Source organism: Aquihabitans sp. G128, from assembly GCF_019048865.1.
Lineage (GTDB): Bacteria > Actinomycetota > Acidimicrobiia > Acidimicrobiales > Iamiaceae > Aquihabitans.
Genome location: NZ_CP077604.1, coordinates 4098632 through 4121668, shown reverse-complemented (window position 1 = coordinate 4121668; position 23037 = coordinate 4098632). Strand labels below are relative to the sequence as shown.

Here is a 23037-nt window from a genome sequence, read left to right as displayed (position 1 = left end):
GCTTGGAGGGATTCGTCGTACATCGCCATCCGGGCGCGACCGCTCTCCTTGGCGTGGTACATCGCGATATCGGCCTCACGGAACATGCTGTCGGCGCTGTCACCCGGCTCGTTGAGCGTGATCCCCACGCTCAACGACAGGTGGAAGTCGCGTCGGTCGACCGTGACCGGTTCGTCGAGTGAAGCGAGCAGTCGTGAACCGAGCTCGTCGCATTCGCTGAGATCGGCGACGCCCATGGCGACCACCGCGAACTCGTCTCCTCCGAATCGTGCGAGCACCTCATCGGTCTTGAGGACGGTCTCGATACGCCGCGCCACCTCGAGGAGGACGCTGTCGCCGGCAGCGTGGCCGAGGGAGTCGTTGACGACCTTGAACTGGTCGAGGTCGAGGAGAGCGACGGCGATCCTGCCATCGCCCGTGTTTCGTGCGGTCAACTGGAAGTCCAGCCGGTCGGTGATCCTGGCGCGGTTCGGCAGCCCGGTCAGCGGGTCGTGGAAGACAAGGTGTTCCGTTGCCAGCTCTGCTTCTCTGCGGTCGGTGATGTCGAGCATCGTTCCGGCGATGACGAGGTCCGACGGGTCACGGAACTTGCTGGTTCTCGTGATGACCCAGCGGACTTCGCCGTTCGGCCGGACGACGCGATGCGTGCAGTCGACGGCGCTCTGCCCATCGAGGACGCGACCCAGCGCCTCCTCGACCTCGTGGAGGTCGTCGGGATGGACGAAGCTGAAGTCTTGGCCCTCCTGGTCATCCGGCGTCCGACCGATGATGCGCCAGAACTCATCCGACCTGGTGAGGCTGTTGGCGACGAGGTCGATCTCGAAGCTGCCGAACCCTGCCGAGGCCTGTGCCTCCTCCAGGCGGCGACGGTCCGCGGTGATGCGACGCTCGTACTCGATCCGTTCAGTTATGTCTCGACCGATCATCGACACGCCGATCACGGCGCCGAAGCGATCGCGCAACGGCGACATCGATGTCGAGAGCTCCACCAAGGTGGAATCCGCCCGGCGAGCAAGCGTCGCAGCCTCCGCGACGGTGTGCCCTGCGATGACCCGTGCCAGCGCGGGCCCGAGATCCGGAAGCATGTCCGGTGGCATGAGGATCCGGACGTGCTGTCCGATAATCTCGCCGCTCGTGTACCCGAACAGGCGGGCAGCCGCAGGGTTCCACGTGGTGACGTTGCCGTCGAGGTCGGTCGAGAAGATGGCCTCGCTCGACGATTCGACCAACGCGGACATGCGCGCTGCGGCAGCTTCGCTCCGCAATCGCTCTGAGATGTCCGAGGACACGGTGATGGTTGCGAGCAACTCGCCCGCATCGTCGCGCAGAGCGGTGTTCGCCACCAGCACCGGGACATGCGCTCCGCCCTTGGCGTGGACGCAGAGCTCACCGGACCAGTTCTGGCCGCTGCGGGCCCGCTGGACGACTTCGACGTGTCGTTCCTCCCAGCCGGCAACGACCGGGAGCAGCACGCCTATGTCCGCCCCGACGGCTTCCTCGGCGCTCCATCCGTACGTGGCCTGCGCAGCGGCGTTCCAGTACACGACGGTGTTGCTGGGATCGTGGGCGACGATCGCCTGCCCAGCCGCTGCGAGCAGGCTGGCCTGGAACTTCACCGCGTCGAGCACGAGCCGGCGGCTCGCCTGTGGAGCCGACCATGCCGCTTTCGATGGCGCTTCCGAGTTCGACACGGGGAACAGACCCGTCTCCGCCTGCCCCCGATCAGCACGGCTGCGGGCGTATGCGACCGCTCGCAGCAGGTTCGAGGCGGTGAGATCATCGGCTGCGAAGTGCCCATGAGCGCCGACGTTCCATGGATCGATGAAGTCGCCGGTCCCTGGGTCGCGACCAAAGGTGAGCAGCGCCAGCACGCGATGTGCTGCGACGTACTCGCCGAGCTCAACGAGTCGGGCGCGATCCGACGACTCGACCGCCACCACCACGTCCGAACAGTCACGTGCGACCAGCTCTGCAATGGCGCCCGCCGAAGAGTCAACGACGCTCGTCGCCACCGGTACCGATGCAGCGCCCTCGAGCCGGCGCTGCAGCGAGACTGCTAACGCTCGCTCATCACAGACGATCAGAGCCCGCAAGATGGGCCCCAGTTCACTGGGACGCTCCACGAAGACAGGGGCGACCAGATCCCAGAGCAGCACGCCGCGGGCGGGTCATACCTGCGATCGCCGGGCGCTGCTCGCACCCGACAGAAAAGTACTCGGCCACGAGGGCCGCCTTTCCATGGTATTTTTGCAACCTGCCGGGCTCTGAATCCTTCGCGCTGAAGGCACCCACCACGCTAACAGTAGGAGCCCGACAACGAAGCCGGCCCACCGAGGAGGTGAGACCGTCGACCGCCCCCCCTTGTCGCTGAAGGACAACACGCGGCACGAGGACTGCCTCCTCGCCGACATCGATCGTCGTCTGGCATCCCCTCGAGGGCGAGTGAAGATCCTCCACGGCCTGGATCAGCTAACTGAGCTCACATCCGGCGGCTTCGGTGCAAGTGGTTGCGGTTCCGGGGCCGGCCTTCAGGGTGTCCACCCACCTGCGACGCGTCCCGTGCGTCCCCACCTAGAGGCTCGCTCCGGCTCGGCGCTGCGCTGACCTTCGGGTTGGTCACTCGAAGGTTCGGCCCTTCAGGCGACCTCACTCCGAGAACCCGCAGGTCAGGGAGTCGCGTCGATCTGTCCAGTGCGCTGAAGAGCCGCCGGACTGTAGAAAATCTGTAGAAGCGGCTCGGAAAAGCAGAAGGCCCCACTCCGAAAAGTGGGGCCTGACCTGCGATTACTTGGTGGCGGGGGCAGGATTTGAACCTGCGACCTTCGGGTTATGAGCGGTACGGTCACCGTTCCCACCCGTCCCGTTCTGTACCTCGCAGTACCTCTGAGCTGGGCTTTCGTAGATCGGTCGTCACGGTCCGTACCCGCTGCTACCGCTTCGTACCTGGTGGCACTGTAGAAGAAACTGTAGAAGCCTCAGGCCACCGTTCGGTCGAGCAGATGGCGGTTCTTGGACACCGAGCCGGGCAGGATCGAGAAGTGGATCTGGCCGTCCTCATCGATGGCCACGATGCGGACCACAGCCTGGGCCTGGCTGTTGCCAGCGAGCAGCATCGCGCCGGACCGCACCCGCTCGGGCATGTGAGCGTCGGCCAACGTCGACCAGCCGAGGCCGTCGTCGTCCTGGGCGTTGAGGTCGGCTACGAGATCGAGATTGTCCATCGGGTCACCATGCTTCGGGTCAGTCCTCATGATACGGGTTCACCCAGCTGCGATGCTCGCAGCGTCGCAACGCCATCGTCGGCGAAGAAGGCGCTGGCCCGCTGCCAGAACGCGACGCAGGTGTCGGCCTTCTCGTCGGCGTGGATCTCGCTGTAGGCGAGCCGGGACTGGTCATCGACCGCAGAGATGAAGTCCCAGTCCGGTCTGCGATTCGGTTCGGGCGGTTCTCGCGGCCGTGGATCCGCCAGCCGCCGCCATCAGGAACCCGGCCGAGCTTCTTGATGTCGACATGCACGAGCTCGCCAGGCACGTCGCGTTCGTAGCGCCGGATCACCCGCCCCGTCGGCCGGCCCATTCAACAGAGCCGGCTGAGCCCGAGGCGACACAAGACCCGGTGCACCGTCGAGGCCGGAACCGCGAGCATCGCTCCGATCCGGACCGGGCCCACCTTCAGGGTCCGGGCGCAGCTCGGCGATCTGTTCCTCGAGCGCAGGCGGGTCTGGTGCGGCGCACGAGTGCGGCCGACTGGAGCGGTCAACGAGCCCGTCGAGACCTTCCTCGCGCCACCGGCTCCACCATTTGTATGCCGCGGGCGCGAGATGCCCGTCTCTGCTGCGACGTATGCGACGTATGCGACGTATGCGACCTGTGCGACGGGTCGACCTGACTCGATCCGCATCACCATCGTCGACCGGCCGAGCGGCGTGAGCCGAGCGTTACCGTGCACCTCTGAGCCTCCTGGTTCGAGCGTGGGTCCTAGACAGCTCCACACTCGCCCAGGGGGCTCACTTCAACTCAGACCAGCGTCAACAAGGTCCGTGGTCACTACAACTAGCCCGGTCAGCTAAGTCGTAGCGGGCCGAGCATCATCGAGCGTGGCCATTGCGCGCGTCAACGATATGGCTGCGCGATCGCGTCTCGATCTCGTAGGCGGCTGTGGCCGGCGTGCAGATGCTCAGTACGCCATCGACGGTCTCGAGATCCACCCGGATCCATCCGCCATCGGGCTCACCTGACACCCGCCGCCCGTCGGCCCATGGAATCGACGCATCGACCGGCACTTTGCCCATCAGCGGGGGCTTACCGACGACGACTAAGCGATGGTTCGTGACCAGAACGAAGCCGGGTGAAGACCTGCGCAGACCCCAGGTCGCAGTCACTTCGTGGCCGTTGGCGGCGTACTCGAGCTGCTCGCCTTCGCCCAGCACCCTCAGGATCTTGGTCGGCGTCGGGACGCCGCGATCGTTGCTCATGATTCCTCCCTCGGCGCCGCACGCTGCTCTGACCTGATCGGTAGTGAGGCGGACGCGGCCGCCGTGTCTATCAGCTGCGACGTCACATTCACGCCAAGATGATGGGGTGAGAGAAGCCAGGAGGTTCGCAGTAGATCTCCCCGCACCGCCGTGCAACGGTTCGGGCGCGGCCCAGACGTCGGTCGTAGGATCGCCAGTCCGTTGGACGATGGGCTGATGACAGGCGGTTGCCTCAACATGCTGCGATCTGGCCAACGCGGCGATGAAGTCGGACCTGACCGCAGGGATCGAGCGAGCGAGCTGCTCGTCGTCGCCGATGTCCACCAGGATGCCACCGGCCCCGTCATGCAGCGCATCGGCCACCGCCATCAGGATCTTCACACTGCAGGCCTCATGCTCGCCGCCGTCCGCTGCGACGCCCGAGTCCGGCGCATACGGCAAGGAGCCCCATGACGACGATCGTTGCCGTGTCGCCACACCCCGATGACGCAGTGCTTTCCATCGGCGGAGTCCTTCACGACCTAGCGAAGCGCCACACCGTCGAGATCGTCACCGTGTTTGCGTCCGACGCGCCACCGCAGGTTTCTCACCTCGCTGCTCGGCTCGCCGGGCTGAGCGGGGCGAATATTGGCGCGGCTAGACGGGCTGAGGACCGCCGAGCGGTCGAGTCGCTCGGCGCACGTAAGCACCACCTCATGTTCTGCGACGCCGTCCACCGTCGCGCAGCTCCTGATCAATGGCTGATCCAGGAGGAAGCCGATCTCTATCGGACGGCTCCGGAAGCTGAACTCGTTGCGAAGGTGTCTGAAACGCTGACGCGGCGCCTCGCCGAAGCATGTCCCGTACTCGTCTTGGGACCGGCAGGGCACGGGGATCACATCGACCATGTCGCAACAGCCGCCGCACTGGCGACGTCCTGCGCCGGCACTGCGTGCGCAACCTGGAGCGACATGCCGTACGGCGGCTCATCAGCCTTTCGAGACCGGTGTACGCCGTTGCACCTCTCGCCGACCGCATGGTCCGCGAAAGTCGCAGCGATCGCGTGCTACGAGACCCAGGTGCGGTGGCTTTTCCCCGCCGTGAACGATGTCGGGACGGCAGCCCGGCAAATGTGCGGCGGAGCGGACTGGTTTGTCACGAAGACCGATGCACAGCGCCGCGGGCTGCACACGCTTCGCCAACTGATAGGGGAACAGTGAACGAGGGGGAACGTCGCGAACTGCTGATCCAGCGCCTACTCGATGGCCAGCCAAGCGACAGGGACACGCTGAATGCCGAGGACGAAGTGCTCCTCACCAACCTCGCTGCTGCGTCGGTCGACTTCCTGGCCGAGGTCCAGGAGGTCCTCATCCCCCCTGAACGCCCTGAGCTCCATTGAGCAGACGCGGCGTGCCTACGATCGAGCCGCACGCACGTCGCCGGAGGCTGCGGTTCTGCTGACATCCTTCGGGCGTCGGAGCGACCTTGCCACGGCCACCCGGGAACTCGAGTCTGAGCTGGCTAGGTGCCTCGGACATGTGTCGCGAGCAGCCCGAGCGCTCGACTTCGGATGCGGGATAGGACGACTCACGCCCTTCCTACATGACCGCTCCGACTGGGTCCTCTCCATTGACCTCTCCTTCGAGATGCTCCGTGTCGCCCCATCGGGTCCCCGGATCCAGGCATCGTCGCTCGGCTGCATCGCACCAGGCACTCCGTTCGGGATCGTCCTTGCCGCCGACGTCCTTCCTGCCCTCGCCCGTCTGCCCGACCGAACCCGAGAACTGCTTGTCGCAGACATGTTCGGCCGTCTCGAACCCACGGGGGTGCTCCTCATCGTGAACTACGACTACGAGATGACTCCCGAGCTCAGTGCCGCCGCCATCTCGAGCTCATGCGGCGGAGCGCCCGTCGAGTGGAAGGCAGTCGAGCAGACCTTGTGGCGAGGCGCTCTGTTCGTAGTGCGTCACCCGTGACACCATCAGGGCCCGATCTCGAGGCGGGCGTGGTCACCTCGGTCGCAGCGTTGCACGCCATGACGGACGAATGGGCCGAGCTCGTGGACTCCGATGAGCGGGCGTCACCATTTCAGGACCACCAGTGGCTGCTGAGTTGGCGAGCATCGGTGATGTCGTCTACTGACGAGACCGCGGTGATGACGATCCGGGATTCGGACCACCACCTCGTAGCGATTGTGCCGTTGTATCGGGGGGCGACGACCTCGTTCCTGCATTGGCTCGGCGAAGGAAGCAGCGACCACCTCGATGCAATCGTCCGCGCCGGGTGGGAGGACCAAGCCCACCGAGCAATCGCTCGGTGGCTGGCCGGCACGGGCCTCGACTTCCACCTGCGAGACGTGCCGGAGCACGGCCACATGATCGACGTCGCTGCACACCTTCCGAATGAGCGGGTCCGCTCGACCCGCGGGTCGGCGTCGCTCTTCGTCCGGGGAACAGATCTCGAAGTGATCCTGGCCGGGGTCGATCGACGACGACGGGAGTCAGCGCGCCGGACGCTGCGTCGGATGAACGCCGATGGGTTGCAGTGGACGACAGTGGCACTAGAAGGCCAATCGGTCGACGTTGCAATACAACGCTGGGTCGAAATGCACCGGGCCTACTGGGCCGGACGGGGGCTCATTCCAGCTCACGCCACCACTGCCTTCGAACGTCTGGTCGCCCAAGCGGTCGAAGGTTGGCGGACATCGAATCGTCGGTCAGGGATCCAAGAGCTGACTGCACCCGACGGGCGTGTTCTGGTCTCGGACCTCGTGCTCGTGTCAGAGAGGATGGTCGTCAGCTACCTCTTCGGCGCCACAGCCGAGGCCTGCTCACGCTACGAGATCAACACCCTCCTGATGAAGAACTGGCTCGACGTCGCTCGCCACGCAGGAACCGAGGGGGTATGGCTTGGCAGGGGCGACGAACCGTACAAGCTCAAGTGGAGGCCGGAGGCGGGGGCCACGATCCATCTCAGAATCAAGGGCGGAAGGACCTGAGTGGATGCCCCTGGGGTACCCGGTCCACTAGCCAGTCGCGATCGGATACTGTCCCAGGTAGTGGTGGGGGTGAGGCGAGAGCTGCATGTCGAGGATGGGTACCTAGTTGTCGTCGACGCGGACCTGGAGCCGTTTCCGGAGGCAACGTCGTTCGACGCCACGGCCGTAGTCTCAGTGGTCAGCCGCGGCACGGAACTACGAGTCGCAAGTGGCGCTACCCCGTTCGCGGCAGCTGACTTCGACTTCACTGCGCGCCGTTTCGTGGCCGCGCCACCGGTCCCCGTCTCTGCGCTTGGGTACCAGTGGGTCGGCGAGGTGACCCGAACGTGCGTTGGTGGCCCAACTCTAGGGACTCTTGTCACCGCGTTCGCATCGCACGGGGATCGTCATCGAATTGCCCTAGACGGGCGATGGACGGAGGTGCCAGCCGGGTTGCCCCCGACCGAGGGCGCCCTGCTCGTCTCTGCGCAAGTGGCGCTGAAGAGCGTGCAGGATGCCGGTCTGATCCCCGGCGAAGACACGGTGGTAGTCGGAGCGGGAGTGATCGGGTTGATGGTCACCCGAATCCTGCTCCTCCATGGCTTCGGAGTGACCGTCCTCGGCACCCGATCCATGGGCTTGGGGGTGGCTCAGGAGGCGGGTGCGACCGTCATCGACGTCACACGTGGTGGACTCCCCGACAATGGATTGCCGGCCGACTCGGGTCCCGGGGTCGACGTCGTCATCGATACCTCGGGAGCGCCGGAGGCGCTTGAAGGCGCTCTGCGTCTCCTGCGCCCGCACGGCCGTCTGGTGGTGACAAGCTTCCACGGTGCACTACCCGTTTCGTTGTCCCTGGGTGCAGAGTTCCACCACAATGCCCTGGAGATCGTGTCGAGCCAGTTCGACTGGGGTTGCGGCACCGGCTCACGACGATGGGACCTCGAGCGGCTGAGGGTCACTGCGGAACGCCTCCTGGCGGCCGGCATCGGCAGGGGCCTCGTCACCCACGAGCTCGACCCCTGGGTGCCCGACGTGTCCTATCGAGTCGTGCGGGAGCACCCGGGAATCGGCTATGCGTTCACCTACGGGCGGGAGGAGCGGGCATGACGTCATTTCGCGTCGGCGTGTGCGGACTCGGACAGGTAGCGCTCACCCGGTACATCCCTCTCCTGGAGGCCCACGGCGCGGAAATCACGGCCGTGGCGGATGCCTCCAGCGCCGCACGTATGACCGCCGGCGGCCTGGGGTGGGCGACCTACGACTCGCTCTCGGCGCTGCTCTCGGCTGGGGACATCGATCTGATCGCCATCCTGACCCCAGGACTGTCCCACTCAGGGCTAGTTGAGTTGAGCCTGCGCCACGGTGTCCACACCTATTGCGAGAAGCCCTTGGCGTACGACGCCCACCGCTGCCACCAGTTATTTGACCTGGCTGAGACCAACGGCGCGGCACTCGTGAGCGCCCCCGCGTTCGGGAAGTCGCCGGCACTCCGGGCGCAAGGTATCGGCGAGGCCGCGGGGGCCACGATTGCGCACGCACGATGCGTCGAACCCGGCCCCGGTCGCAGCCCTTGGTTCCAGGGCGACCCGACCCACTACTACGAGCCGGCTGCACGAGGCTGCCTGTACGACCTCGGCATCTACGGTGTCGATGTTCTGGTCCACTTGTTCGGGCTCGACGCCGAGGTCGTCGCAGCCGCCCGGAGCCAGCAAGCCCAACCCACTGGCTCGTCGTGGACCGCATTACTCCGCTGGCCCCACGGGACGGTGGCATCTCTGGACGTTTCCTGGGACGGCGGCGGCGGCGCACCATCGGTGACGTGGTGCTCTTCCGAGGAGACTGCTCGGGTGGCGCTCTGGGGACTTGCCTCCCCCGATGGAGTGCAGCGTTGGGACGTAGGCACCTCACCGCCCGAACTGCCTGTGCCTGACTTCGCCGGCCCCACCGTCGGCTGGGGCATCGGTTGGATGCTCGATGCGATCCGAGAAGGGGCAGTCCCATCGAGTCGGGCGCAGACCTGTGCGGTGATCGACGTGCTCGACCGCGTCTGGACTGCAGCGTCGTGAACAGGGCGGCTCATCGGCCGATCGTCCTGATCGCTCCCCACCCCGACGACGAGGTCATCGGCGCCGGCGGCCTGCTGGCTCGGCTGGCGGCCACCGGCATCCCAGTGCACATTGTGCACGTTACGGACGGAGAACTCTCCGTGGCCGCAACTGAGCGACGGCGCGACCAGGCTCGCCTGGCCGCACGACGGCTGGGCGCCACTGGTGTCGAGTTCCTTGGCTTCACCACGCGGGCGTTACGCCACCAGGCGGGGCTCCTGGACCGCCTCATTGCCGTCATCGAGCTACTCCACCCCGGCGTCCTGCTCATCCCGCACGAACATGAGTCGGATCAGGACCACGCCGAAGTCCATCTGGCTGGTCGCGAAGCAGCCTTCTCGGCGACGAGCACGATGGTCAGCTCGCCGGCGCCGACGATCGACCTGATTCTGGGCTTTGAGGTGTGGAGCCCGATCCGTCGGCCCGCTCTCTGCTTGCCTGTAGACGGCACCGCCGCCATCAACAAGGCGGAGGCGGCGGCGGCCTACCGCGACGAGGTAGAGCGTCTCGGGATTGGAGAGGCCGCCCAGGGCCTCGGCGCCTACCGCGGTCGCATGTTCGCCGGCTCGACCCAGGCAGAGGCGTTCACGGTGGAGCACTGCACCGTGGACCTCCCCTTGGCGGTGATGGAGCGGTGAGCGGGACCCGCCGTCGCGTCGTGGTGCACCTCGTCGACCTCAAGGCGGACATGGGTGGGTCACTGATCCACACCTGCGAGGTGCTGTCGCGCCTGTCTCGTCGGGTCTCGGTCACCGTCATCACCGATCGGGGTTCGCTCGACGTCTTGCGCGATCGCCTGACGCTTCGTGAAATGTGCGTGCGCGTGCTCCCTTGGCCCCTTCGAGGACGACTCGCTCGGCTCGTGGCGGAGCAGCTCGTGCTCGGTCCGATCTCCTGGACCTGTCGATCCGCGGTCGTGTGGTCCCCCATCAGCATCACGGCTCCGCGACTCGTTCGTCGTCGGTCGTACGCTGTCTCGTTCCACGACCTCCACACCGGGACGACGGGGGCTCGCGATCGGGTGCGCCGCCGTGCCGCCCGTTCCGCCCGGCGAGCGGCCGTGATCGTGGTCCCTTCGTCGGTCGTCGCCACGCGCGCCAGCGACCTCGGTCCGTGGGGCCGCATCGTGGTTGTCGGGGGCGGAACAACAGCAGCCCAGATCGATGACCGCCCCAGCGAGGGCTCCGCCCCCTATGCCCTCTGCGTCGCATCTGACCAAGACAACAAGGGCCATCGAACCCTGGCCGCAGCGGTCGGCTACTTGGCCGAGGAGCTTCCCGAGTTCCGGCTCGTGCTGGCCGGTTCCCGTCGGAACGGTGCCCACCTGGCCTCGGTCTACTCCTGTATTCCTCCAGCGATGTGGACGGACGTCGGTTTCGTTGACCGGGCGGCCCTGTCGACCCTCCTGCGCAGCTGCCGCCTTATGGCGTCAGCATCCGACTACGAGGGCCTCGGCCTCGCTCTGCTGGACGCGATCTCCGAGAACATTCCGCTCGTCGCAACCCGGGTCGGAGCCTTGATCGACCACCCGGACCTGCTGCAGTCGGCCGTTGCTCCAGGTGACGTCGACGCCCTCGCAGACGCGCTCCGCCTAGCCTGGACGCATCGTGGCGGCGACCTCCCGGGGGCTGCTGGGCTCGCGGAAGCGGGGCTCACGTGGGAAGCCACCACAGATCGGGTCGCCCACGCACTCGGGGTGTCATCCAGGTGATCGAGATGACCCCGAGTCCGTTCTCGACGTACGAGGACGCGCACGTCGACGAGTTCACGAACTGGGTCAGTCGCAAGGAGCCCGAGTTGCGCGTCCACGCGACCGCCTCCGACCGTGCATGCGACCTGGTCGAGCCAGTCGTTGCCGAGCTTCGAGCATCTGGCATCTTCCGTCTCGCCCAGCCCCGGTCAGCGGGCGGCTGGGAAGCGGACCCGATCGCCCAGATCTGCGCCATCGAGGCCCTGAGCACCGTCGACGCTGCCCTTGGCTGGGCGACATGCATCGGCACCGACACCGGCTACTACGCAGCGCGTCTGGGCGATCCCACGCCACTCACTGACAACGTTGATGCCGTGACCAGCGGGTTCACTACCCCTGCGGGAAGGGGAGATCGGGCCTGTGGTGGCTACGTCCTCGACGGGATCTGGCCGCTCGCCACCCTGATCACACATGCCGACGTCGTGGTGGCCGGCTTTAAGGTGGATGGTGAGGGTGATGAGCGCGTCGCCGTCCTTGACCCCGACCAGATCGTGGTGGCGAACGACTGGACGGCGCTCGGCATGCGCGGCACAGGATCCCACTCCTACGAGATCCACGAGATGTTCGTGCCCGACCGCTCGATCTTCGACTTCACCGCCCCCCCGTCCCTCCACGAGCGGCTTTACTCACATCCGCGCCTGTACCGCCTCAACCTCGCCGGGGTCCCCATCGGGTTGACCCGCGCCTCGCTGAGAGATGCTCGCCGTGCGGCACCGCTCATTGGATCCACACACCGGCGCGAGGTCGACGACCTGATAGCCGGCTTCGCCTGCGACCAGCACGATGCCGAGATGCACCTGTTCGACTCGGTCGCGACGCTCTGGGCCGAGCTCGCCCTCTCCGAGGAGCCCAGCGAGACGACGGCAGCCGCGCTCACCGACGGCTTCGCTCGCACGTTCCGCACCTGTGTCCAGCTCCACCGCGCCCTGTTGGACGTCGCACCCTTCGTCGTCGGTCCGCACGCCGCTCCGTTCACCCGCCGCATCGCCGATGCCCTGACGATGAGCCACCACGCCATCGTGCGCCGTACGGCGGCCGCGGCCTGCGGCGGGCCGGCGGAGACGGTGCTGTGATGATGGCGCCCTCCCGGATCGCCGGCGCCTCCATGGCCGTCCCCGCGAGCCCGGTCCATGAGCAGGTCCGTGCGACTGCGAGCGTCGCGCCGGACGAACCGGCGGTCATCGGGCCGGGGTGGGAGATCTCCTACGGGGGGGCTGATGGACCGGGTTGATACACGCGCATCCGACCTCGCTCTTCTGGGGGTCGAACACGGTGCCGTCGTCGCCGTAGCAGACGTCGGTTCGGTCGACGCACTCGTCTCGGTACTCGCCGTTCTCGAGCGAGGTGCTGCTTACCTCCCGCTCCGACAGACCCTCGGAAGGGCGGCCACCACGGACCTGCTCCGAAGATCAGGTGCCGTCGCCCATCTCGACGGAGCGAAGGCGCATGGCCTCGAACACCGTCACGCCAGCCGGCCACACGACATCGCTTACATCCTGCCGACATCGGGAAGCTCGGGCGCCCCAAAGCTGGTCCAAGGGACGCACCTCGCGCTCCGCAACCTCATCACCTACTACCGAGATGCGCACGACGTCGGCCCCGGCAGTCGAGCCCTGTGGCGATCTGACCTGAGCTGGGACACGTCGACGGCGGAGATCTTCCCGTCCCTTTGCAGCGGTGGCGCGATCGCCGTCGCCGACGGCCCCAGCCGGCGTGACCCAGCCGCTCTCACCGAGTTGATCGTCCGCACCCACGTCGGCCGCATACTCCTGCCGCCGCTGATCCTCGATGCCATCCTCCGTTGCGCCGCCGGCCGAGCCACCTCGCTACGAGACGTCGATGACATCGCGTCCGGCGGCGACACCTTCCGCGTGACGGCGGAGCTGCTGGACCACCTCGACGTCAGGCCCGACACCATCATCGAGAACCACTACGGCCCAACGGAGACCCAGCTGGCCACGACGCACCGTCTGACAGCGGACAACCTCACCGTCGGCGCGACCATCCCGTTGGGACAACCAGTGTGCAACATGCGGCTCACCCTCGGTACCACGGAGGACCCGCGTGTCTTTGAGCTGGTCGTCGACGGCCCCGGCGTCGCTGCGGGCTACATCGCGGCTGAGCCCGGGGGCTTCCAGCCGAGCGACAAGGACGCAGGATCAACGTGGTACCGCACCGGGGATCTCGTCACGATCGACCACAGCGGACGCCTCTGTTTCGCCGGACGGGCAGACCGCCAGGTCAAGGTCGGTGGCGTGCGGGTCGAGCTTGGCGAGATCGAGTCGATCCTCCTGTCGACGCGCCACCTGCGCTCGGCCGTGGCAAGCGTGATCGACGGCCGCATCGTCGTGGCCGGAGCGGAGGGAGCGAGCTGGCGCGACGAGCGAGCGGCCCGGGAGCTCGTACGCACGATGTCGTCGTCCGGGGTCACCGTTCACCGGGTCGTGACGGTTGAGTCCGACCTCCCGACCGATGCCAACGGCAAGGCCGATGTCCGTCTAGCCGTCGCTGGCAGCCCCGGTGGATCGGCCAGCGATGGCCTGAAGCCGATCGGGCACCTGCGGGACCAGGCCGCGCTGCTGCTCGGACGTGATACCGACTTCACGCGCTCCTTTGTCGCCAACGGTGGCGACTCGCTTGCGGCGATCGAGTTGGTATCGATCGCCGCCGGGCTCGGCGTCGATCTGCGCGTGAACGACCTGATCGGAGCGAGCTCGCTGGGCACGGCGCTCAGTTCGCCCTTGACTCCGGACGTCAGCCAGGCGCAGACGTCGACGAAGGTGGGGCTGACCGCATTCCAGCGCCTTCAGCTTGCCCATCACCAACACGTCGGGTCGACGTGGGTGCACCAGCTGTGGTTCCACCTGAGCGGTCCTCGACTGCTCCCTGACCTGCGAGCACGCTGGTCGCAGGTGATGGAGGACCTCGACCTCCGTGGGCTCGACGGACGACCGGCGCCGGGCCGTGCGCCCACCACCGTGGCGCCGTGGATCTGGGAAGACGACGGCCGGGACGTCGTCCGACAGGCGGTGGATGGTCTCGATTGGGCATCCGATGCCAGCCCCGTACTGCTGCTTCGCGACGACGGGGGCGACGTCGTCACCGGCTGGATCCTTGCCCACGAGTTGGCCCTGGACCCGGTCTCGGTGCACCAGTTGCTCTGGCACTTGACGAGCCGACGAAGACTGCCAAACCCCAGCCCTAGTTCGGTGCCACTCGTCGCCTCATCCAGGGCAGAGGAACTCCGCGCCCGGAGCCTGAATGCTGTCGTAGGCCGGCCAGACGCAGGCACGGCGGCGTCTTCTCGTCGGGTGACGCGGCCAATTGCCGGGGGAAGTCCTTCCCAGGAGGATCTTGCGTGGGTGGTATCGCAGAGGTTGGGCACGCTCACGGGCAAGGACTGCCCCGTGGACGTCCTGGTGGATGGCCGCCGACTCGCCGGCGAAACGGACCTGAGTGCATGCGTCGGGTACTTCCTGACGCCCGTCTTGGTTGCAACTGCGGGACAGCGTCGGGCACTCGTATCCCCCCCGCGATGTAGAGCTGCGCGCCGAACGCCGTGTTTGGCCTGGCGACCTGACACGGACTTCTCCGCTCTGCTCGGTCATGCGCGAGGGTCGGTTGGCGGCATCGCGGCGCTTCGCTGGCGGAGAAGCGGCGCTCCGCTCGGTCCTGCCGGTGGACCCCGATTGGAGGCGGCTCTATCCATTGGAGGTCGACTTGGGCGAGACCGACGCTGGGACCGTTTTGGCCGTCACGTTCAATGACCTCGAGCCTGAAGCGGAGTCCTTTGCAACCGGGCTCCTCGACGGCGTCGCCTACGAGCTCGAGCACTGGAGCGGGCCGGTTGCGAAGGAGATCCTCGGATGACTGATCCCAAAACCATCCTCGCCGACATGGCCATCCTGGTGCCTGTCTGCTCCGACTTGCGCATCGTCGAGTGCATCGCCAGCATCGACGTCGATGGTCCCGAGGTCGTCATCGCCCTCAATGGCGCAACCTCCGCCGTCAAGGAAGCCTGCGCCACTATCGAGGGTGTGAAGACGGTGTTCGTGCCGAGAGCGGGCATCGGTGGAGCCCTTGCCGCAGCGGTAGAGGCCACCGGTCGCCGCTACTTGGTATTCACCGACTCAGACTGCCGGTTCGACCCCGGAGCGCTCGTCCACCTCGCCGAAGCACTGGCGGGCGGGGCTTCCATCGCCCGAGGCGAAGTACTCTACGACGGTGGCGGGACGTGGTCGGGCCGGCTGATCGCCGAGGCTCGCACAGCCAACCACGACGGCCGGGTGAACGGCTACAGCCCGCTGCTCGGCGTCGACCGGTGCGTCGTAGCGGACGTCGGGGGCTACCTCTTCTCGGGGAACCTCCCCTTCCGCGAGGACCGCGAGTTCGACTTCCGGCTGCAGTTGGCCGGCAAGGTGGTCCTTCCAACGCCGGCCACTGTCCGCCATGCCCCACAACACGGTGCTGCGGACCTCCGCAGTGCCTTCCGCTACGGCCGAGGGGAGCGGCTGGGTCGTCGCATGGGGCTCTTTGCCACGCCCAGCGTCCGTTGGACGCTCCTCGACTTTGGACGCACACTTGGGTGGTACTCCCGTCGATGCCGCCTACCGGTCGTCGGTTACCTGGCCATCTGGACGGTCGTCTTCTGGTTGGGCCTTGCGCTACAGGCGAAGGAGGAGGAGGACGGGTTGCCGGGTGTCGCGTTCCGTGTCACCGCTGGCGTGCCGATGTGGACGACCGAGTTGCCCGAGGCCTACGCCGCTGCGCTACGTCGGAGCCATACCGAGGCAGGGCGGCCCATCGAACGGGTAGTCAGACCGTGTCCGTGACCGACCTGTCAGCCTTCATCGGCCACCGATCACAGGCGGCCACCGTCCTTGACGAGGTCAGACGCTGCGGCTACGCCCGCCTTCGTTGGGATGCGGCCCTGCGACTTGACGACCTCGCAGGGCTGTTCACGGAAGATGCAGCACGGATCTCCCACGACATGGAGGCGCAAGCGGAGGGTAGCGGTGCCTACGCCCACCTGACCGACGACGCGATCGTGCCGCTGCGACCGGTGATGGAGGACCTGTACGACGCTGCCCACCTGCACCTTCATGGCGACGACGGCGGACCATGGCCGTCTAGCCTGGAAGGACTCTGGACCCGATGTCGCGAGGCAGGCCAGACCGAGAGCGCTGTTCTGGCCCTTGAGCACGGCCCGGGAGGCTACAACAGCCTGCACGACGACAGCTACGGAGCCGTGACCTTCCCGGTGCAAGCCGTACTGCTCCTCTCCCGCCCTGGTGCTGACTTCAGCGGTGGTCGGTTCGTCCTTGAGGTCTCTGGCCCGGACCATCCGCCCGAAGTCGTCGTGCCGCAGTTCAGGCACGGCGAGCTCCTCCTGATCCGTGCCACGTCGGTGATCGCTTCCGGTGCGGTCCGACGGGTTCGTCACGGCGTGTCGCAGGTGCACAGCGGCCATCGTCGCTCGGTTGGCATGGTCTTCCATCTTGCTCGCCCGCCAGGTGACCATGTCACGGCGGGGTGACTCCAGGCCGACGGCGATCGGCGTCCGCATCCCCACTCAGGGATCTGGTGATGAGTTGTCCCTGGTGCTGGATCGGGTGAGGGCAGTCGAACGGTCCGACCTTTCATCGGCGTGGGTCAGCGACCACCTCGTCATCCCCGGGCCCACCCGCGACCAGTTCCCCTTCTCCGGACTGGGGATGAGCCCACCACGAGCTGGCGAGATGTGGCTCGACGCCATCACCGTTCTCTCAGCGCTTGCGGCGAACACGACCAGGCTCAGGCTCGGCATCGCAGCCCTGGTCGCCGGCCTACGCCCGGTGCCGATCGCGGCCCGTCAGGTCCGCACCGTCCATGTCCTCGCCGGCGACCGGATCGAGGTCGGGTTGGCGGCCGGGTGGTTGATGGAGGAGTTCACAGCCCTCGGAGAGGATCCAACTGATCGGTACCGGCGCCTCGACTGCTGGAGGGATGAGGCTCGCCGAGCGTGGGAGGACTCGTCCCACGCAGTACCACCGCTTCTCGTGGCCGGGAACGGTCGTGCCAGCCGGGACCGCGCTGCCGCGTGGGGAGACGGCTGGCTGCCCCAGCAGCACCTGTCGACCGTCGACGTCGCCTGGCTCGCTGCGTGTATCGACGAGCTCGACCAAAGCTGGTCTACATGCGGCCGAGCGGGCGACCCACGCGTCGTTCTTCGGCTGTCTGGGACGACAGATGCGGAATCCCTTCAGGGGCTCGTCCTGGCGACGTTGCGTGCTGGCGTCGACGAAGTCGTCGTCGATGCCGGTTGGAACGGCGCCACGATCGACCCAGGGGTCTTGGCCCTGCCGTCCGCAAGGTGCACGACATGACGTCACCGGACTTCCCCGATCCTGCCGCCGTGCTGAGGTGGCTCACACCGTCGCCATCAGACCGCTGGTGCGATGTGTTCCATCGCGGCCTGGACGCGACAGCGGCCCACTTCTCGGCGTCTCATCCTCACCTGAACAGCCTCGACACGTCGCCAACAGTGCAGGAGACCGACGCTGTCTCCGATGCCGGCCTCGGACTCCACACCGACGGGTACTCCGAGGTGCCCGACCACCCGAGCATCCTCTTGCTCAGCTATTCGCGACCAATCGAGCTCCGCGTGCTCGGGGTCGACGACGTGGTCGCCGCTCTGATTCGAGTTGGCGGTTTCGATGTCGCTCGTCGCCTCGCGACGACGGAGGCGTACGTCGATGCCGATCTCACGCACGAGAAGGCACCCCTGCTCACGCTCTCTCCCACCGGCGAGGTCATCGAGGCTGTGGTGTCGCCCGTGGCGAGGTCGGCAGCAATCGGAGACGAAGGGCTCATCGACTGGTGGGTTGGACTGTGGCGTGACGCCACAGTCCAGGCACCCATAATCACGCTCCGAACGGGTCACACCATCGTCATCGACAACCGGCGGGCGGCACACGCCCGGTCCCAGCGGCCAGCACCCGGTCTCCAGGTGCAGCGGGTCTGGCTCACGCCCGCTGTGGGCCAGGGATGAGCGGCAGCAAGATTCTCTTCGTGCTCGGTGGTTCATCTGGAATCGGCCTCGCCATCGCCGCTCTCGCCATCGCCGACGGCTACCACGTCCACCTCACGGCCTCCACCGAGGACTCGGCTGTAAGGGCACGCCAGGCCCTCGGCGACCAGGCCGCTGTGCATGTGGTCGACCTCCGGACCTGCGACGAACACGTGGTCCGTGGGCTGACTCGCAACGCCGACATCCTGGTGCTCTCATCCGGGATCGAGTACGTCGGGCCCGTCGAGCACGAACCGCCCGGTTCTCTGAGCGACATGATTGCCGTCAATGTCACCGGACCGGCCCACGCCATCGCAGGGTGCCTGCCCTCCATGGTCGCACGGCAGCGCGGCCTGGTGGTCGGCCTCGGGTCCGTGGCGGCACGCGACGCTCGGCCGTTCCTAGCTAGCTACTCGGCGACCAAGGCTGCTCTGGACACATTCCTGTGCTCCCTCCGCGAGGAGGTGGGACCGTTCGGTGTCGCCATCGAGATCCTCCGACCTGGGCCGGTCGCAACCGAGCTAGGGACCAAGGGCCCGACGAACTGGGTGCCAGAAGGTGATTCCCCTTACATCACCGGGTTCCTGTCAGCCCGCGAGCGGGCAGATGCAGAGCGAGCCAGCTCTGTGCGATCAGCGGACGATGTCGCTCGAAACGTCATGCATCTCATCTACGAACACGAGGAGATCCAGGGTGGCTGATGCACCAATTGTCGGAGAGCGTTGCACGATCGATGCCCGCGACGGCACAACGACCTTCCGCCTGTGGGCTGCGCTCATGGACCCGACGCACCTCTGGGGGCCGAAGCCAACCCCCGATCCAGGAGGTGTCCACGTGCACTGCGATGGCGGGTCGGAGATCGACGACTCCTTCGACACTGTCCTCGTTCAGGGCCCGCAGGGCGACGTCGTCGTTGATGCCGAGACCGCCCGCCTCTGCTGGCTCGCCGAGATGCTCGGACGACCCATCAGGGCGATCGACTGCACCCGATGCGGGGGCGCACAGCTGGATCGCCAGACGGCCGTGCATCACTCATCGCTGGCCCGCACCTGTTCGACCTGCGGCCACGTCGTGAAGACTTCGGACTCGGCCGTCGCCAACCCTCTCGCCGATGCCTGGGAGCGCATCGGACTTCCTCGGCCGCAGCCCGCTCGGGTGTCCATCGCCACGCTGAGCATCGCCGCACGCGACTACTCCGTGATCGCCCTTTGGCCGACGAGCACCGAGATCCTGTCGAATGAGGGCGAGCTCGAGCTCGGCGGCGTCCACGTGCACGCCTGGGACCTGGAGGGGGAGATGATCGTCGACGCCACCCTCGGAACCCTGACGGTCGACGGAATCGCCATCGGAACCGACGCGGTGAGGCATGAAGCGGCGCGCGTCGCACTCATGCATTGAACCCATTGGCCGGTGTAGACCCTGCCGTCCAGGCACCGAGATCCCGGCTCTCCGCGGGACGGAACGCCGTTGGCAGAGCAGCCCGTGGGCGGGTTGTCCTCTGGATCGACGACGATGTCATCGTTCCACTGTGCTGACCGCAGGATCTCAACACCCCCCGTTCTCGCCGGGACGGCCGATACTGCTGCTGGGCGCTTACAGGTTGTCGAGCAAGCGCGAATGCGGCGCCTGGACCCCTGGCACCTCCGAACATTCGGCGGGAGCGATGCCACCGGGCCAATGCGCCCGGTCGGCGCATCGCCTGCCTGTTCGGTCGAGGCGCTCTACTCGACGCCGTTCGACGAGGACCACGGGTCTGGTCGGCTCGGCTTCGGGGATGACGACCGGTTTGCGGACGATCTGAAGCGGAGGGGCCGAACCATCATTCGGGCCGACGGACAACCGACAGTCCACGACCTCGACCCTCGCAGGCTCGACCGCGCTGCGCTTCGAGCGAGAACCTTCGCCGACGGTCGCGCTTGGCGCACAAGCTCGCCGCTGGGTCCTGGTCCCGATCAGGTGCCGCTCGCCCGATCCGCCCACGTGGCACTGCCCGCTAGATGTAGAGGCCAAGTGAATCGATCCCACGATGAGGTGTCCGAGGCCACCAATGCGGCCATCTCCGATCTTCGGTGCTGCGGCGCTGTCGTCGAGACGGTCCTGCGACGACTCCGACCACCGGGGTGGAACGGGCGAACACCTGGTCGACACCGGCGGCACGGTCGGGCTCCCGACAGCTAGGTTCGTTTGTAAGGGAGGAAGAAATGGCGTTGATCCTGGGGGTGAACGGCCAGGCCGGTTCGGGTCATGATGCCTGCGCCACCCTCGTCGTCGACGGCTACGTCGTCGCGTCTGTCGAGGAGGAACGAATCTCGAGGATCAAGCGCGGCCGGGGTTGCTCTCCCGCCGGCGCCATCGCCGAGGTACTCGCGCTGGGTGGGGTGCATCTCTCTGACATCGATGCGGTCGCCTATCCGTGGGACCCGCAGCTCGCAGGCTCTAGTGATCGAGATGCTCGAGCCATGATCTGCGAATGGGTGCCGGGCATACCCCCAGCTTCGGTCCACTTCGTTTCCCATCACGCGGCCCATGCCTTTTCGGGCCTTGCATTCATCCCGGAAGGACCCCGGGGGTCCAGCGCTGCGGTGCTCGTGCTCGACGGGAGCGGAGAGAGTGGAGGCGGTGAGGCCTTCCGCTGGGATGGTCGCGGTCTCAGCAGCTCGTTTGCGCTGTCAACGAGCACCTCGCTCGGCATGTATTACGAGGCGCTGGGACGTTACCTGGGTTTCGCATGGGGTGAAGAAGGAAAGGTGATGGGTTTGAGCTCGTTCGGTCGAGATCGGGGCTTCGGCGCACCCGAACTCGCGATCGATGTGGTCGAGTCAAGGCACGCCTGTGCTCCGCTCACAGGTACGGCCTACGAGGACGGAATACGCAAGATCGTCGACTCTCTGCACGAGAAGTTCGGCACGGTGTCCACGTTCAACGATCGTGCTGATGTGGCGCATGCGTGCCAAATGGTCGTGTCCGAAGCTGTGTGCAGCCTAGCTGAGGCAGCCGTCGGCGAAGCCTCAACCTTGGTCTACGCCGGCGGAGTGGCACTGAACTGCGCGATCAACGGAGCGCTCGCCGAGACGCTGGAGCAGCGAGGGGTGCGCCTGGTCATACCCCCGGCGGCGAATGACTCCGGGACGGCCCTAGGCGCAGCGATCGGGCTGGCTGTCCACCTCGGCGACGCGGTCGCGCCCACGTCAGTGCACCTCGGACGATCGATCGATCGCGAGCTTGCGGAAGCCACGCTCGGTCAGTCCGACGTCACGGTGAGGGCGTCTTCGCCTGACGATCTGGCTGAGCGCCTCGTGGAGAGCGATTGGGTTGTTGGGTGGCTGGATAACGGCGCAGAGATCGGCCCGCGGTCTCTGGGCGCCCGCTCAGTGATCGCTCGACCGGGCTCTGAGCGGGTGCGAGACCGCGTCAACTTCATGAAAGGTCGTGAGTCGTGGCGACCGCTGGCACCCTCCATCACCGCCGACGCCTTCGAAGACAACCTGGTCGGGGTACCCTCCGCGTACATGCTGCAAGCCTCCCGGGTGCGCGACTCAGCTCTCGAGAATCTGGCCGGAGTGACTCACGTCGACGGGAGCACTCGGCCGCAGACAGTCGACCTTGACTCTGCCTATGGTGCCGTCCTCGGCGCGATCGGGAACTCGAATGGCTGCCCTGCTGTCTTGTGCACGTCATTCAACCTGGCTGGGGAGCCGATGGTATACACCGTCCAGGAAGGTCTCGCGGCAGGCCGGGCGATGAACCTGGACGCACTCGCCGGAGATGGGTGGATCGCCGAACTGTCACCTTGATGTGACCACAGGACTACCTGCTCGTCGCCCTGTCCACGAACCACGGCTGCGCAACAGTTTCGTCCTCAGAGCCCTACCAGATCGTTGAGACGAAACTCCGCAGCCTGGCGGGCGAGGCCCACCGTCATCGAGTCGCCCCGAGCATCGGTGGCCAGAATCTCGGTGTCGTCGAAGCTCACCATCGGGCCAGCGGCTGCACGATGGACGGCAATCTCCACGTCAGCCGGGCAGCCATCTAGGCCCATGGCGAACCAGTCCGCCGGGCCGAGGTTGGGTGCGATGTTCATCTGCCAGAAGCCCACGACGGCACTCGCCTTGATCAGTGTGACCTGCCGCTGCTGGCGAACGGCCTCCTCAACGCCCAGAAGAAGCCATCGCCACGGGCGCTTCGTTGCATCGGGACCCAACGAGAACACCCGCTCCGGGTGCTCGATATCGATACCTCCTGCCCGTCCGAGCCGGATAGCGGGCAGTTCGAACTGTGGGGTTCCGACCGTGGCCAGGAACTCGTCGAGAATCGACTCGAGTCGAGGCAGGTCCTCTGCAGCGAATGTCAGAGGAACACTTGGTTCCTCACGCACCTTCTTCCGGAACACGCTTCCGACCTCTCCCGCGACGGCTGAAACGTGGACGATAGCTCGCCCCTGCCGGGGTCTTCGCTCGGGCGAGGCCGAGGCGCACGGGTCTGTCAGATTCGGGACTGCCGCGTGATCCGGTGCCAGGTTGGGTGACTGGCCAGGCCGCCCGATCGGCGTGCGTCCGGGAGTCAATTAACTAGCTGATCCGTTCGAGTGCAGGTTTTGACGGCGTAGAACCCGCGCTTCCCCTTGGGGGCGACGGGTCACTCTCACCTGACCCCGGGCATCCGCACCACTGGCAGCCGGCACCCAGGTCTGGTCTTGTGACC

At 66.6% G+C, this 23037-nt stretch carries 20 protein-coding genes and 1 pseudogene; 16 read left to right on the top strand and 5 right to left on the bottom strand.

The annotated features are described in order from the left end of the window. Positions 1–80: 80 nt before the first annotated feature. From KSP35_RS24850 to KSP35_RS19685, 4 genes and pseudogenes are all read right to left on the bottom strand, one after another. A pseudogene (locus tag KSP35_RS24850) lies at positions 81–1544 on the bottom strand (PAS domain S-box protein); the annotation flags it as partial. A 1431-nt stretch (positions 1545–2975) separates the two neighbouring features. Further along, positions 2976–3251: a hypothetical protein gene (locus tag KSP35_RS19695; protein WP_216997471.1), complete on the bottom strand. Its 276-nt coding sequence runs from the start codon at positions 3249–3251 to the stop codon at positions 2976–2978. A 227-nt stretch (positions 3252–3478) separates the two neighbouring features. Next, positions 3479–3844, bottom strand: coding sequence for a leucine zipper domain-containing protein (locus KSP35_RS26220; protein ID WP_371748997.1), 366 nt, complete (start codon positions 3842–3844; stop codon positions 3479–3481). Positions 3845–4087: 243 nt separating this feature from the next. Further along, on the bottom strand, positions 4088–4855 hold the full coding sequence (locus tag KSP35_RS19685) for a hypothetical protein (RefSeq protein ID WP_216997470.1): 768 nt from the start codon (positions 4853–4855) through the stop codon (positions 4088–4090). A gap of 68 nt (positions 4856–4923) precedes the next feature. On the opposite strand from KSP35_RS19685, the gene KSP35_RS19680 reads away from it, so the two are divergent. The 16 genes from KSP35_RS19680 to KSP35_RS19605 all read left to right on the top strand — a co-directional run bounded on the left by KSP35_RS19680 (position 4924) and on the right by KSP35_RS19605 (position 22130). Beyond that, a complete protein-coding gene (locus KSP35_RS19680) occupies positions 4924–5673 on the top strand; it encodes a PIG-L deacetylase family protein (protein ID WP_216997469.1) in 750 nt (249 codons plus the stop codon). Then, positions 5670–5852 carry a hypothetical protein gene (locus KSP35_RS19675; protein WP_216997468.1) on the top strand — a complete coding sequence of 61 codons (183 nt, stop codon included), beginning with the start codon at positions 5670–5672 and terminating at the stop codon, positions 5850–5852. The genes KSP35_RS19680 and KSP35_RS19675 overlap by 4 nt, the downstream gene beginning before the upstream one ends. A 606-nt stretch (positions 5853–6458) precedes the next feature. Then, on the top strand, positions 6459–7451 hold the full coding sequence (locus KSP35_RS19670) for a GNAT family N-acetyltransferase (RefSeq protein ID WP_216997467.1): 993 nt from the start codon (positions 6459–6461) through the stop codon (positions 7449–7451). Positions 7452–7922: 471 nt separating this feature from the next. Beyond that, a complete protein-coding gene (locus KSP35_RS19665; protein ID WP_216997466.1) occupies positions 7923–8540 on the top strand; it encodes a zinc-binding dehydrogenase in 618 nt (205 codons plus the stop codon). Continuing rightward, on the top strand, positions 8537–9499 hold the full coding sequence (locus tag KSP35_RS19660) for a Gfo/Idh/MocA family protein (RefSeq protein WP_216997465.1): 963 nt from the start codon (positions 8537–8539) through the stop codon (positions 9497–9499). The genes KSP35_RS19665 and KSP35_RS19660 overlap by 4 nt, the downstream gene beginning before the upstream one ends. Beyond that, on the top strand, positions 9496–10176 hold the full coding sequence (locus KSP35_RS19655; protein WP_216997464.1) for a PIG-L deacetylase family protein: 681 nt from the start codon (positions 9496–9498) through the stop codon (positions 10174–10176). The genes KSP35_RS19660 and KSP35_RS19655 overlap by 4 nt, the downstream gene beginning before the upstream one ends. 20 nt (positions 10177–10196) lie before the next feature. Then, positions 10197–11249 (top strand): glycosyltransferase family 4 protein, encoded by a 1053-nt coding sequence (locus KSP35_RS19650; protein ID WP_216997463.1) that lies wholly within the window; start codon positions 10197–10199, stop codon positions 11247–11249. Then, positions 11246–12361, top strand: a complete 1116-nt coding sequence (locus KSP35_RS19645; protein WP_216997462.1) for a hypothetical protein — start codon at positions 11246–11248, stop codon at positions 12359–12361. The genes KSP35_RS19650 and KSP35_RS19645 overlap by 4 nt, the downstream gene beginning before the upstream one ends. A gap of 144 nt (positions 12362–12505) precedes the next feature. Continuing rightward, positions 12506–15055: a non-ribosomal peptide synthetase gene (locus KSP35_RS19640; protein ID WP_216997461.1), complete on the top strand. Its 2550-nt coding sequence runs from the start codon at positions 12506–12508 to the stop codon at positions 15053–15055. A gap of 99 nt (positions 15056–15154) precedes the next feature. Beyond that, on the top strand, positions 15155–16120 hold the full coding sequence (locus KSP35_RS19635) for a glycosyltransferase family 2 protein (protein WP_216997460.1): 966 nt from the start codon (positions 15155–15157) through the stop codon (positions 16118–16120). Beyond that, complete coding sequence (locus KSP35_RS19630) at positions 16117–16824, top strand: 2OG-Fe(II) oxygenase (RefSeq protein WP_216997459.1); 708 nt, start codon at positions 16117–16119, stop codon at positions 16822–16824. Before KSP35_RS19635 ends, KSP35_RS19630 begins: the two co-directional genes overlap by 4 nt. Next, on the top strand, positions 16808–17653 hold the full coding sequence (locus KSP35_RS19625; RefSeq protein WP_256444580.1) for an LLM class flavin-dependent oxidoreductase: 846 nt from the start codon (positions 16808–16810) through the stop codon (positions 17651–17653). Before KSP35_RS19630 ends, KSP35_RS19625 begins: the two co-directional genes overlap by 17 nt. After that, positions 17650–18318, top strand: a complete 669-nt coding sequence (locus KSP35_RS19620; RefSeq protein WP_216997457.1) for a hypothetical protein — start codon at positions 17650–17652, stop codon at positions 18316–18318. The genes KSP35_RS19625 and KSP35_RS19620 overlap by 4 nt, the downstream gene beginning before the upstream one ends. Beyond that, positions 18315–19037, top strand: coding sequence for an SDR family oxidoreductase (locus KSP35_RS19615; RefSeq protein ID WP_216997456.1), 723 nt, complete (start codon positions 18315–18317; stop codon positions 19035–19037). The genes KSP35_RS19620 and KSP35_RS19615 overlap by 4 nt, the downstream gene beginning before the upstream one ends. Further along, positions 19030–19734, top strand: a complete 705-nt coding sequence (locus tag KSP35_RS19610) for a hypothetical protein (protein ID WP_216997455.1) — start codon at positions 19030–19032, stop codon at positions 19732–19734. Before KSP35_RS19615 ends, KSP35_RS19610 begins: the two co-directional genes overlap by 8 nt. Before the next feature lie 803 nt (positions 19735–20537). Continuing rightward, complete coding sequence (locus KSP35_RS19605) at positions 20538–22130, top strand: carbamoyltransferase C-terminal domain-containing protein (protein ID WP_216997454.1); 1593 nt, start codon at positions 20538–20540, stop codon at positions 22128–22130. A gap of 65 nt (positions 22131–22195) precedes the next feature. On the opposite strand, the gene KSP35_RS19600 is transcribed toward KSP35_RS19605, so the two are convergent. Then, positions 22196–22726: a hypothetical protein gene (locus tag KSP35_RS19600; RefSeq protein WP_216997453.1), complete on the bottom strand. Its 531-nt coding sequence runs from the start codon at positions 22724–22726 to the stop codon at positions 22196–22198. Positions 22727–23037: the final 311 nt, after the last annotated feature.